Annotated in this window: 12 protein-coding genes; 8 read left to right on the top strand and 4 right to left on the bottom strand. The window is 61.2% G+C overall.

All coding sequences use genetic code 11. The features are described from left to right. Positions 1-423: 423 nt before the first annotated feature. The 4 genes from rpmH (at position 424) to yidC (ending at position 3,165) form a co-directional block, all read left to right on the top strand. On the top strand, positions 424-558 hold the full coding sequence (gene rpmH / locus P5W98_RS14825) for a 50S ribosomal protein L34 (RefSeq protein ID WP_004198824.1): 135 nt from the start codon (positions 424-426) through the stop codon (positions 556-558). A 76-nt stretch (positions 559-634) separates the two neighbouring features. Next, complete coding sequence (rnpA, locus tag P5W98_RS14820) at positions 635-1,111, top strand: ribonuclease P protein component (protein WP_421025132.1); 477 nt, start codon at positions 635-637, stop codon at positions 1,109-1,111. A gap of 98 nt (positions 1,112-1,209) precedes the next feature. Further along, a complete protein-coding gene (gene yidD, locus P5W98_RS14815; RefSeq protein WP_043287862.1) occupies positions 1,210-1,440 on the top strand; it encodes a membrane protein insertion efficiency factor YidD in 231 nt (76 codons plus the stop codon). 30 nt (positions 1,441-1,470) lie between these two features. After that, complete coding sequence (yidC, locus tag P5W98_RS14810; protein WP_421025131.1) at positions 1,471-3,165, top strand: membrane protein insertase YidC; 1,695 nt, start codon at positions 1,471-1,473, stop codon at positions 3,163-3,165. Positions 3,166-3,337: 172 nt separating this feature from the next. Here the strand turns inward: yidC and P5W98_RS14805 are convergent, their stop codons facing one another. Continuing rightward, on the bottom strand, positions 3,338-3,760 hold the full coding sequence (locus P5W98_RS14805; protein WP_421025130.1) for a transcriptional regulator: 423 nt from the start codon (positions 3,758-3,760) through the stop codon (positions 3,338-3,340). A gap of 423 nt (positions 3,761-4,183) precedes the next feature. Between P5W98_RS14805 and mnmE the strand changes: the two genes are divergently transcribed. Then, positions 4,184-5,584, top strand: coding sequence for a tRNA uridine-5-carboxymethylaminomethyl(34) synthesis GTPase MnmE (gene mnmE / locus P5W98_RS14800; protein WP_421025303.1), 1,401 nt, complete (start codon positions 4,184-4,186; stop codon positions 5,582-5,584). Positions 5,585-5,630: 46 nt separating this feature from the next. Next, complete coding sequence (locus P5W98_RS14795) at positions 5,631-6,026, top strand: hypothetical protein (protein ID WP_421025129.1); 396 nt, start codon at positions 5,631-5,633, stop codon at positions 6,024-6,026. 36 nt (positions 6,027-6,062) lie between these two features. Here the strand turns inward: P5W98_RS14795 and P5W98_RS14790 are convergent, their stop codons facing one another. Continuing rightward, positions 6,063-6,755, bottom strand: coding sequence for a phosphatase PAP2 family protein (locus P5W98_RS14790; protein ID WP_421025128.1), 693 nt, complete (start codon positions 6,753-6,755; stop codon positions 6,063-6,065). Between the two features lie 297 nt (positions 6,756-7,052). On the opposite strand from P5W98_RS14790, the gene P5W98_RS14785 reads away from it, so the two are divergent. Beyond that, the gene (locus P5W98_RS14785) at positions 7,053-7,253 is read left to right on the top strand and encodes a hypothetical protein (protein WP_421025127.1); all 201 of its coding nucleotides are present in this window, start codon (positions 7,053-7,055) and stop codon (positions 7,251-7,253) included. Positions 7,254-7,716: 463 nt separating this feature from the next. On the opposite strand, the gene ltrA is transcribed toward P5W98_RS14785, so the two are convergent. Both ltrA and P5W98_RS14775 read right to left on the bottom strand, forming a co-directional pair. Next, entirely contained in the window at positions 7,717-9,090 is a 1,374-nt protein-coding gene (gene ltrA, locus P5W98_RS14780) for a group II intron reverse transcriptase/maturase (protein WP_421073477.1), read from the bottom strand. Between the two features lie 15 nt (positions 9,091-9,105). Beyond that, positions 9,106-9,318 carry a hypothetical protein gene (locus P5W98_RS14775; RefSeq protein WP_421073476.1) on the bottom strand — a complete coding sequence of 71 codons (213 nt, stop codon included), beginning with the start codon at positions 9,316-9,318 and terminating at the stop codon, positions 9,106-9,108. A 455-nt stretch (positions 9,319-9,773) separates the two neighbouring features. Between P5W98_RS14775 and P5W98_RS14770 the strand changes: the two genes are divergently transcribed. Continuing rightward, complete coding sequence (locus tag P5W98_RS14770; RefSeq protein ID WP_421025126.1) at positions 9,774-10,802, top strand: S1C family serine protease; 1,029 nt, start codon at positions 9,774-9,776, stop codon at positions 10,800-10,802. Positions 10,803-10,811: the final 9 nt, after the last annotated feature.

Raw genomic sequence — 10,811 nt, 5'->3', positions numbered from 1 at the left:
CGAGTTGCTGTGGTCGTTTTGTTTGCATGCATTGCGGTCGCCGCCGTTCGTGTCGCACAAATGCAACGAGGCCCTGACGGGGCGACACCAAATGCTCCGGACGCCCGCGCGGCAAGGGTTTTGCGGCAAGCAGGCGGGCCAGAGCGGCATGCAGGATTCTTGGGATAGGCGAGATTCTAACGCCGAAATCCCCTTCCCTGGAAGTTATCCACAGGGACGGATCAACGCATCGTGCAGCGGCCTGCTCAATTGGCGACAGAACGGCGGCAGTGGAAATTCGAACGTCGCGATCCTCTAACCTATTGACGACCAAAGAAAATCGGGATTAAATAGCGGGTTCCGCGAAAACCAATCCCTTGTACCACCGGCCATTGCTTTTTCCGCGATGCTCGCCGCGGTCAATTCTCAACAAGTGAGAGCAACATGAAACGTACTTACCAACCTTCCGTTACCCGCCGCAAGCGTACCCATGGCTTCCGCGTGCGTATGAAGACCGCCGGTGGCCGCAAAGTGATCAACGCGCGCCGTGCGAAGGGCCGCAAGCGCCTCGCCATCTAAGGCGTGCCGCTTTCCAGTTTTGTCGATAGCACCGCTATCAGCAGAATCGACCACCATCGAAGATAGCGGGCCTGACGTGAAACTGTCGGAAGAAGCGGACGACGCGCGCACCACCTTGTTGCGAACGCAGGCCGCTTTCCCGAAAGCCGCAAGGCTACTGAAAACGGATGAGTTCTCATCCGTTTTTCGTTTGCGCCCCTGGCGTCGCACCGAGCACTTCGTCGTGTACGGACGTCCCACCGGCAAGGATGCGCGGCTTGGGCTCGTGATCGGCAAGAAGTACGCGCCGCGCGCGGTCACGCGCAACCTGGTGCGCCGCATCGCCCGCGAGGCGTTTCGCGTGCGCCGCGCGCAGTTCGAAGGTTTCGACCTGCTGCTGCGTCTGCACACGAAATTCGATCGCAAGGCCATGCCGGGCGCCTCGTCGCCGCCGCTAAAGGCGTTGTGCCGTACCGAAATCGAGGCTTTGCTCGACAAGGCGGCTCGTGAAGCCGGAAAGCGCCGCATGCATGAGTCTGGGCCGCAAGTGGTCGATCGGCCCGCTGGCTCATGAACACGGCGCACGAAACCGGTAGTCCCGCTGTGCGGACCGCGCCCGACGGCACGGCCCGAGGTTCGTATTCCCATGCCGAGCCGTCCGGCCGCCACGCCATGCAAACGGTACTGATCGCTTTACTGCGCTTCTACAAGCTTGCCGTGAGTCCACTTCTCGGCAACCGGTGCCGCTTTTACCCTTCCTGTTCGGATTACGCGCGCGAAGCAATCCAGTATCATGGCGCCGCGCGTGGGACTTACCTTGCCGCGAAGCGGCTATGCCGCTGCCACCCGTTTTCGGCGGGCGGCGTCGACCTGGTCCCTCCTGCACCCCCGAAAAAGCGCTGACGCGCCACTCCATCGACACTGAGACAACGCATGGATATCAAACGCACCGTCCTATGGGTCATCTTCTTCATGTCAGCGGTCATGCTGTTCGACAACTGGCAGCGCGACCATGGACGCCAGTCGATGTTCTTCCCGAGCGCGACGCAAACCCAGCAGAACGCAGCCAGCGGCGCGACGCCGACGAGTCCGGTCAACGCGGGCAACGGTAGCGCCGCATCCGACCTGCCGGCCACGAGCGCAGGCCAGGCGCCTGCGACCACGGCCCAGCCTGCCGCAGCGGCCGCGCAGCTCGTGCACTTCCGCACCGATGTCTATGACGGCGAGATCGACACGCGCGGCGGCACGCTCACGAAGCTTTCGCTCGTGAAGGAAAGCGCCGACGGCAAGAGCCCCGATCAGTACATGACGCTGTTCGACCACACCAAGGATCACACGTACCTCGCACGTACGGGCCTGCTGGGTGGCGACTTCCCGAACCACAACGACGTGTACACGGCCATCAACGGCCCGCGCGAGCTGAGCGGCGACGCCAACTCGTTCCAGATCAGTCTCGAGTCGCCCGAGAAGGGCGGCGTGAAGGTCACCAAGACCTACACGTTCACGAAGGGCAGCTACGTGATCGGCGTGGACACGAAGGTTCAGAACGTCGGTGGCACGCCGGTCTCGCCCACGCTCTACATGGAGCTCGTGCGCGACAGCGAGCCGGTGGAAACGCCGCGCTTCTCGCATACCTTCATCGGCCCGGCGGTGTACTCGAACGAGCATCACTTCCAGAAGATCTCGTTTAGCGACATCGACAAGAACAAAGCCGACTATGTGAACAAGGCCGACAACGGCTGGATCGGCATGGTGCAGCACTACTTCGCGACCGCGTGGATTCCGCAGCAAGGCGTCAAGCGTGACATCTACGTCGAGAAGTTCGACACCAACCTCTACCGCGTGGGCGTGAAGCAGCCGCTCGGCACGATCGCGCCGGGCGCGACCGACAACGTGCAGGCACGCCTCTTCGCCGGTCCGGAAGAAGAACGCATGCTCGAAAGCATCGCGCCGGGTCTCGAACTCGTGAAGGACTACGGCTGGGTGACGATCATCGCCAAGCCGCTGTTCTGGCTGCTCGAGAAGATCCACAGCTATGTGGGCAACTGGGGCTGGGCAATCGTGCTGCTCACGCTGCTCATTAAGGCCGTGTTCTTCCCGCTCTCCGCCGCGAGCTACAAGTCGATGGCGCGCATGAAGGAGATCACGCCGCGCATGCAGGCGCTGCGCGAGCGCTTCAAGAGCGACCCGCAGAAGATGAACGCGGCGCTCATGGAGCTCTACAAGACCGAGAAGGTGAATCCGTTCGGCGGCTGTCTGCCGGTGGTAATCCAGATTCCGGTGTTCATCTCGCTGTACTGGGTGCTGCTCTCGTCGGTGGAAATGCGCGGCGCGCCGTGGATTCTCTGGATTCACGACCTCTCGCAGCAGGATCCGTTCTTCATCCTGCCGGTCCTGATGGCCGTTTCGATGTTCGTGCAGACCAAGCTGAACCCGACGCCGCCGGATCCCGTCCAGGCCAAGATGATGATGTTCATGCCGATCGCGTTCTCGGTCATGTTCTTCTTCTTCCCGGCCGGCCTCGTGCTCTACTACGTCGTGAACAACGTGCTGTCGATCGCACAGCAGTACTACATCACGCGCATGATGGGCAAAAGCAAGGCTGCTCCGAAGAAGGACGCTGCCTGAGCACAGGGGCGGCGCTGAACCGCCGCCCTCGCCTCACAACGTGGCGCGCAAAAAATGAAGCCGCCCGGCTCAAACCGGGCGGCTTTTTTGTTGCAAGCGCCACGAAAGCGCCTCTCGTATGCGGCGCTTTGTCTGCTTGCCGCGCCAAAGCGCGATCAGGCGATACTGATGGCTAGATCTTCTTGCCGGTGCCGTAAAACTGCGAAACCAGTTCTTCAACCAGGTAGCGGTGATGCACGCTCAACGCCTCGATCTTCGAAGCCAGTTCGAGCGTTTCTTCGGAAAGCGGATATTTCTCGTCGTGTTTGCGCGGCAAGGGAACGGCGCCCGTGACATTGCCCGGCGACGGTCCGTAATGGAGCCAATGCACATCCACGTCAAACCATTTTGCAAGCGTGTCCAGTTTGTCACTGGTGGGAATGGTGCGGCCGCTCAGCCACTTGTGAGCAGTTTGTGGAGACACAGGCTGCTCGCCGTGATGGCGGAGGTTGAACTTGTTGGCGAGGTCGGTGCTGCCACGCAGCTTTTCCGGAGCGCGCTTCATGGCGAACTTGAGACGTTCGGAAAAGGCGGCTTTTTCTTCGATGGTCGGCATGTTTCAAATTGTGCAACCAGCTTTCACCGAAGTTAGCAACCATTTGAGCTATACATAGCCCAAAAAGGCTACATATCGCCCGAAGATGCAGGCAGCGCAAGAATGTTGCGATATCGTTAGATACGCATTCCGCTCGGCCTTTTTGCTAGTCGTCAGGACCCTTGCTCTCAAGATGATCAGTTTTGTCTCAAGACAAATCTTATCTAAATTGAGATAAGAGCGGATTAGATCTTGGTGTAACCGGCGTGGGAGTTGCATGCGTGCCTCGCGTTACAATCCACGCACTTCTTCGGGCGCGGCTGCGCAACTTCGGCACGCCGCTTTCCGCGACACTTCGCCAGCCCTTCACAACCGGCCGCACATCGCAAGCCGCACTTAACCGGCTGTACCTAACCTCGTCGAATCACGTTGAACCAGTCCGCCATGCTCGCCGCCGATACCGATCCCATAGTCGCCATTGCCACCGCGCCCGGACGCGGCGGGATCGGCGTGGTGCGCATCTCGGCCGGCCGGGCTGGTGCCGCCGCCGCCGAAATGGTGATGCAGGCGCTGACCGGCCAGACCTTGAGTGCACGTCATGCGAGTTATGTGCCGTTCCTCGACGGCGCGGGCACGGTGCTCGACCGCGGCATTGCGCTCTACTTCCCGGCGCCGCATTCGTACACGGGCGAGCATGTGGTCGAATTGCAGGGCCACGGCGGCCCGATCGTGCTGCAACTCGTCCTGCAGCGCTGTATCGATGCGGGCCGCGCATTCGGCTTGCGCCTCGCCGAGCCCGGTGAGTTCACGCGCCGCGCGTTCCTCAATGACAAGCTCGATCTCGCCCAGGCCGAGGCCGTCGCCGATTTGATCGAAGCCAGCACCGAGGCTGCCGCCCGCTCGGCGGGCCGCTCGCTCGATGGCGCGTTCTCGCGCGACATCCACGCGCTCGTGGACGACGTCGTCACGCTGCGCATGCTCGTGGAAGCGACGCTCGATTTCCCCGAGGAAGAGATCGATTTCCTGGAGGCCGCCGACGCGCGCGGCAAGCTTTCGAAGATTCGGGCGCAGCTCGATCGTGTGCTTTCGGAGGCGCGCCAGGGCGCGCTGCTGCGCGAAGGGCTCGCGGTCGTGCTCGCGGGGCAGCCCAACGTGGGCAAGTCATCGCTGCTCAACGCGCTAGCGGGCGCCGAACTCGCGATCGTCACACCGGTTGCCGGCACGACACGAGACAAGATTTCGCAGACGATCCAGATCGAAGGCATTCCGCTGCACGTGATCGACACGGCGGGCCTGCGCGACACCGAAGACGAAGTCGAGAAGATCGGCATCGAGCGCACCTGGAGCGAGATCGGTCGAGCAGACGTGGTGCTGCACCTGCTCGACGCGCGTGTTGGCATGACCGCCGAAGACGATGCGATTGCCGGACGCTTTCCCGCAGGTGTGCCCGTCGTGCGCGTGCTCAACAAGACGGATCTGACCGGTGTTGCGCCCGAGGTGACCCAGCGCGAGGCGAACGATGGCAATGACGTGTGCGAGGTGCGCCTATCGGCAAAACAAGGTGACGGCGTTGCACTTCTGCGCGCCGAACTGCTGCGCATCGCGGGCTGGCAGGCCGATGCACAAAGCGTCTATCTCGCGCGCGAGCGCCATCTGATCGCGCTGCGTACGGCGCGTGAACATCTTGCGCAGGCCGCGGCGCACGCGGATCAGAACGCCCAGGCGCTCGATCTTTTTGCCGAAGAGCTGCGGCTCGCGCAAGAGTCGCTCAATTCGATCACTGGCGAGTTCACGTCCGATGATCTGCTTGGGGTGATTTTCAGCCGGTTTTGTATCGGAAAGTAACCCTCGTCTCCCGCTGCCCAAGGTCAACCCAATGAAACACGGCTCAATGAAACGCATTGTCGTATCGCTTTTTTCCGTGGCCATTGCAGCCGCGAGCGCATTCGCAGCGGCAGGCACATCTACGACCAGTGACGTCCCGAAGGAATCGTGCGCAATCGGATATGTCACCGGCGTGGGTGGATCACCGCAAAGCTTTCGCGAATACCAGTCGAGCGACAACAAATATCGCTATCTGGCTGACAATCCCATCCAGTGCCAGGTTTCCGAGGAAGGACGCACGTCCGGCTGCGTTGGCGTGGTCAGCCTGCGCAACGAGCGAGTGAGCGTGTATGACGACGGCGGCGACACGACAATGTCGGTGGTCACGCGCGTGGAACTCGAGCGCGGGACCTACCCCGTGATCATCGTCGTGCGCAAACAGGACGTTCGGTGCGAGGAATGAGCGCCGCGCGGGGTCGCCAACGCGTCATCCCACCGCTCATATCACTTTCGCGACCGAGTGGGCAAGCATTAACAGATCGTTGAACTGCGTAACCAGCTCGAAGCACACGAGGAACGCGAGCACTGAAGCCGGCCCCGGGTAGCGCATCGTCCAGCGCAGCACCGGCGCTGCGGTGCGCTCGCGCACGGGGTCGCGCGTCAAGACCCAGGTAATCACAATGCCGATCGCAGCGCCGGCCAGCAAGTCAGTCGGATAGTGAAAGCCGAGATACGCGCGCGGCAGGCAGATAAAGATCGCCGTATATAAAAGTGCCAACACGCCCACGATGCGCCAAACCAGAAAAATCCCCATGGCGATTGCGGCCCATAGCATGGCGTGGTCGCTCGGAAAGGAACTGAAGCCGGTCAGTCCGCTATCGCGCAACGATTCCATGGCGAAGTGCAGGTGCAAATCCTGATTGAAGATCGGTCGTTCCCGGAACGGCAGAAAATGCGCCATGGAACGGCCGACCGCAAGCGAGATCAAGCCACTCGCTATTGTCGCGAGCACCATTTCGCGCCGCCATTCGCGGCGCTCACCAGGCTGAAACCAGATCCACCACAGCAATGGGATCAGCAAAAAGCCCTTGAAAGTATAAAGCCCCGCAATTACCCGTATCGCGTGATCGGCGATAGCCGGGAGATGGATTTGTGTGAGAAAAGTCAGAATGACTAAATCAAAAGTATTCATTTATTGTGGGCCATTCCGCAGGTTTAATCATATGAATGCGGTCTGTCACTAAAATAAAGACACGCTATTTCGCCAAAAGCCGTCCAGGAAATAGCGCATCGTAAGTTCCCATAAAATTTGCAAGCGTAAAGAATCGAAAGCAAGTGTAAGCAGTAACGTGGAATCACGCAGCGTGCATAGAAACCGTCCGCCCTCGCCGCCCGCCGCGCGGGTTGTGTGGCTTCGTAAACTCCTGTCACAACTCGTTTCGTTTTCCAACGAGGCGCCCACCGACAATACGGGCATTGGGAGAAAACGATGAAGACAATCCGACTCTGCTGTGCAATCGCGCTGGCCATGGCGCTCGCGGGCCTTTCCGGCTGCGTTGTCGCCCCGCCTTATGCCTACGCACCGGCGCCCGCCTATGGATATGGCTATGCGCCCGGTTACTATGCAGCCCCGTCGGTCGATATTGGGGTCGGCTTTGGCGGCTATTATGGCCATGGCTGGCGACGCTAAGCACGCCACCGGCGCGGGTCCACGCTATGTCCCGACACCAGCCTGCCGATGATCCGTCGCGAGGGCTGGACACGCCGGCTGGCAAGGTTCGGCGAACTGGCCGTGCAAGCCTCCCCGCGCCCTATCCATTGTGATAGCTGTTCACACTTCGCCGGCGCATTAGAGTGGCAACAAGTGCCAAAAATGGAGCACCTTCAGGCAATGAGCGCTGTAGCCTGAGTGCGCCCGCCTCGCCTGCCCAGTCAAACCTGCTAGCCGCCTTCGCTGCGCCTGGCATCGCCGATTAACCTCGCCATGTAACCCGAGCATGGATTAGCCCGCCAGGGAGCGGGCTTTTTTCTTTTTGGGCGCGCGATGGCGATCCCACAGATAAATTCGCAGAATCGGGATAGGGGCAGGCCTCGCGGCCCGGCCCCTCCCACGCCACCGTGCGTACGGGTCCGTACACGGCGGCTCGGATCGGTTAGCCGACTGGGCCGACCGAGGGAAGTCCAAGAGAACGTAGATACCGGTTTGGCAGTGCGAGACTCAGCGCGGGGCTGCAACTAAGCCGCCATACATTGTGCGGCGATCCAACGGTCTGAGCGGCTAGATCACGGCTAACCCCGCGGGCAGTCAATTCCTTGAAACGGGTCCGGCCACGCTTCCATTGCTTCCAGAAGAAGCAGCGGAGACGGCGACGAATCCATTCATCGAGGCGCTTCAGCACGCTTGGGGTTTCGCAGAAACCAAAGTAGCCACGCCAGCCCGTGAGATACCGCTTCAGCGTACCAATCATCTGGTCGACGCTGACGCCTCGGGTGCGCTGTGTCAGTTCCCTGATCCTCTCCTTGAAGCGAGCCAGTGCCTTGGGTGCAATGCGCCGTTTGACCTGTTCCCGGTTCGAGAAGGTAAAACCCAGAAACTTCCGCGTGTGTGGTGGCGCGACCGCGCTTTTCGCTTCGTTGACCGTCAGCTTGAGCTTGCCAGTGAGGAAGGTTTTGAGACCCATCATCACTCGCTGGCCAGCGCGTTCGCTGCGTACGTAGACGTTACAATCGTCGGCGTACCTCACGAACCGCAGTCCGCGTTGCTCAAGCAGTTTGTCAAGATCGTCGAGCATCAGATTGGATAACAGCGGCGACAGGGGACCGCCTTGTGGCGTACCTTCGTCCGTTGCACCAACCAGCCCGTGCTCCATCACGCCTGCCGTCAGGAACGAGCGGATCAGCTTCAGGACGCGCCTGTCGCTCACCCGCTTTGCCACCCGGCTCATCAGGATATCGTGGTTCACGCGGTCAAAGAACTGCGCCAAATCCAGGTCTACCACCCAGCGGTGTCCCGCCTGGATGTAGCCCTGCGCGCGCGCCACGGCCTGATGTGCCGAGCGTCCCGGACGAAATCCGTAACTGGAGTCCGAGAACGTCGGGTCCCACTGCCTTTGCAGCACCTGCAACACCGCCTGCTGAACGAGCCGGTCGAGCGCAGAAGGAATGCCGAGCTTGCGCACGCCTCCTCCGTCCGGCTTGGGTATCTCGACCCGTCTCACAGGTTGGGGTTGGTAGGTGCCTTCGAGCAGTGAGGCCCGTATCGTCGGCCAATGCTCCCGCAGGTACGCCGGTAATGCCTGAACTGTCATGCCGTCCACACCCGGTGCGCCCTTGTTCGCTTTCACACGCTTCAACGCCTGCTTCAGGTTCTCCCTTTCGCAGACTTCTTCCATCAGTCGGTCACAAGCCGACGGGCTTTCAGGCTCGGGGTTCGCCGTCATAGGTTCAGCCCCTCGATCAGCAGCCACCGGAGCTTCACCCCTTCTTCCGCTATCAAGGACGCGATGCGTTTTCTGCTGCGCTCCCATGTCGAGTTCTCCGGCTTACTCGCCGCTCCTCTCCGTTTGGGCCTTCAGGCGTCGCCGCCCTAATATGCCCGCTGCTGACTCCTGCACGGCGATCAACAGCCCTTGCGAGCTGTTCAGTCCTGATTCCAGGACACCGGGCAGGCCTCCCGGGGTAAGCTCAACCGCCTTCACCACACACCCGCCTGATTTACCACCCCAGCCTTTGATGGTGGAGGACTTCGCGATCATTGGCTCGCTCGTCCGACCGGGTAGGCCTCATATCAGGTTTCTGTTCGTCAGGTCGTGGCTTTGCTACACGCTTCCTTCAGACCCCGCCTCGCGACGACGCCCTTGCGTTTCACTAGTCCTTCGCCCCATCAGGCTGGACAGGGGACTTTCACCCCCAAGCTGTTGTGCATGCTCGGCACACCAAAAAAATGCCGCGGCACAGGCCGCGGCCAAGAGCTTGCCACTACTGACTACAACTACACGGCGCGAGGGGACGTCGCCGCCAGATCATTGTCGCGGGTCGCCCAAAAGCCATCAACGATTACACCGCCGACCTGACAATCGTTAACGTTTATGCCCGTCGGATCTTCCGACCCTCGGTGCGCGCTTTCCCCGCCAAGTTGGAAATCGGCGGGATCTTGAAATTGCGTCTTGTTACCTGCATGTACGCCCACTTTCATCGGAGAATTCTGATCGTGGGAAGCCGCCCCTCCTTCATCGACGATCTCGCTCGCGACCTTTCGCCTGACAGCGCGCACCCCGTCGCCCCAAGCGACGACATCTTGCTTGACGCCTATTCGCGAACCGTCATCGGCGCGCTCGAGCGCGTCCAGCAATCCGTCGCTCATATCGCCGTCGAGCGCCGGACACCCGGTAGCGATTCCGCGCGCGGCGGCAGCGGCTCGGGCTTTTTATTCACGCCCGATGGCTATTTGCTCACCAACAGCCACGTCGTGCACCGCGCAAGTACGCTACGTGTCACGCTTGCCGACGGTGCGACCTACGAAGCCGATCTGGTCGGCGACGACCCGAGCACCGACCTCGCCGTGTTGCGCATCGGCGCGTCCGAGATTCTGCCGCACACCGAACTTGGCGACTCGGCGAAGCTGCGCGTCGGGCAGATCGCGATTGCCGTGGGTAGTCCGCTGGGGCTTGCGCAGACCGTCACCACCGGCGTGGTTTCCGCGCTCGGCCGCTCGTTGCGCTCGAACTCTGGACGCATGATTTATGACGTGATTCAGACTGACGCCGCGCTCAATCCCGGCAACTCCGGCGGGCCGCTCGTGAACTCTGCGGGCCAGGTGATCGGCGTGAACACCGCGATCATTCCCGGCGCGCAGGCCATCTGCTTTGCTACCGCGATCGACACCGCGAAATGGGTCATCACACAATTGTTTGCTCACGGGCGCGTGCGGCGCGCACACGTCGGCATTGCCGGCACCACGGCGCCGATCGCGCGCAAGGTTCAGCGTTATTTCGAACTCCAAACGACTAGCGGCGTGCGCGTGATGGAAATCGTCAAGGGGAGTCCGGCGGCTCTCGGCGGTCTGCGGGTGGACGATACGATCGTCGCGATCGACGGCGTGGCTGTCGACGGAATTGACGCGTTGCAGCGCTTACTCGACGCTTCGCGCATCGGGCGCGAGGCCGAATTCACGGTGATCCGGCTCACGCAAAAATTGAATTTGCAAATCACGCCCGTCGAACAAGCGCTTTTGGTGTAAGCGAAAGGC

Source organism: Paraburkholderia sp. A1BS-2L, from assembly GCF_051125205.1.
In the GTDB taxonomy this organism is placed as follows: domain Bacteria; phylum Pseudomonadota; class Gammaproteobacteria; order Burkholderiales; family Burkholderiaceae; genus Paraburkholderia.
This window is presented reverse-complemented; position numbering and strand designations above follow the sequence as displayed.

Bases quoted from the DNA above. Each gene is read 5' to 3' on its own strand.
- yidC (WP_421025131.1), top strand. From the start codon at position 1,471: ATGGATATCAAACGCACCGTCCTATGGGTCATCTTCTTCATGTCAGCG.
- ltrA (WP_421073477.1), bottom strand. From the start codon at position 9,090: ATGGGAGCGCAGCAGAAAACGCATCGCGTCCTTGATAGCGGAAGAAGG.
- yidD (WP_043287862.1), top strand. From the start codon at position 1,210: ATGCAAACGGTACTGATCGCTTTACTGCGCTTCTACAAGCTTGCCGTG.
- P5W98_RS14795 (WP_421025129.1), top strand. From the start codon at position 5,631: ATGAAACGCATTGTCGTATCGCTTTTTTCCGTGGCCATTGCAGCCGCG.
- P5W98_RS14785 (WP_421025127.1), top strand. From the start codon at position 7,053: ATGAAGACAATCCGACTCTGCTGTGCAATCGCGCTGGCCATGGCGCTC.
- rpmH (WP_004198824.1), top strand. From the start codon at position 424: ATGAAACGTACTTACCAACCTTCCGTTACCCGCCGCAAGCGTACCCAT.
- P5W98_RS14775 (WP_421073476.1), bottom strand. From the start codon at position 9,318: ATGATCGCGAAGTCCTCCACCATCAAAGGCTGGGGTGGTAAATCAGGC.
- mnmE (WP_421025303.1), top strand. From the start codon at position 4,184: ATGCTCGCCGCCGATACCGATCCCATAGTCGCCATTGCCACCGCGCCC.
- P5W98_RS14805 (WP_421025130.1), bottom strand. From the start codon at position 3,760: ATGCCGACCATCGAAGAAAAAGCCGCCTTTTCCGAACGTCTCAAGTTC.
- P5W98_RS14790 (WP_421025128.1), bottom strand. From the start codon at position 6,755: ATGAATACTTTTGATTTAGTCATTCTGACTTTTCTCACACAAATCCAT.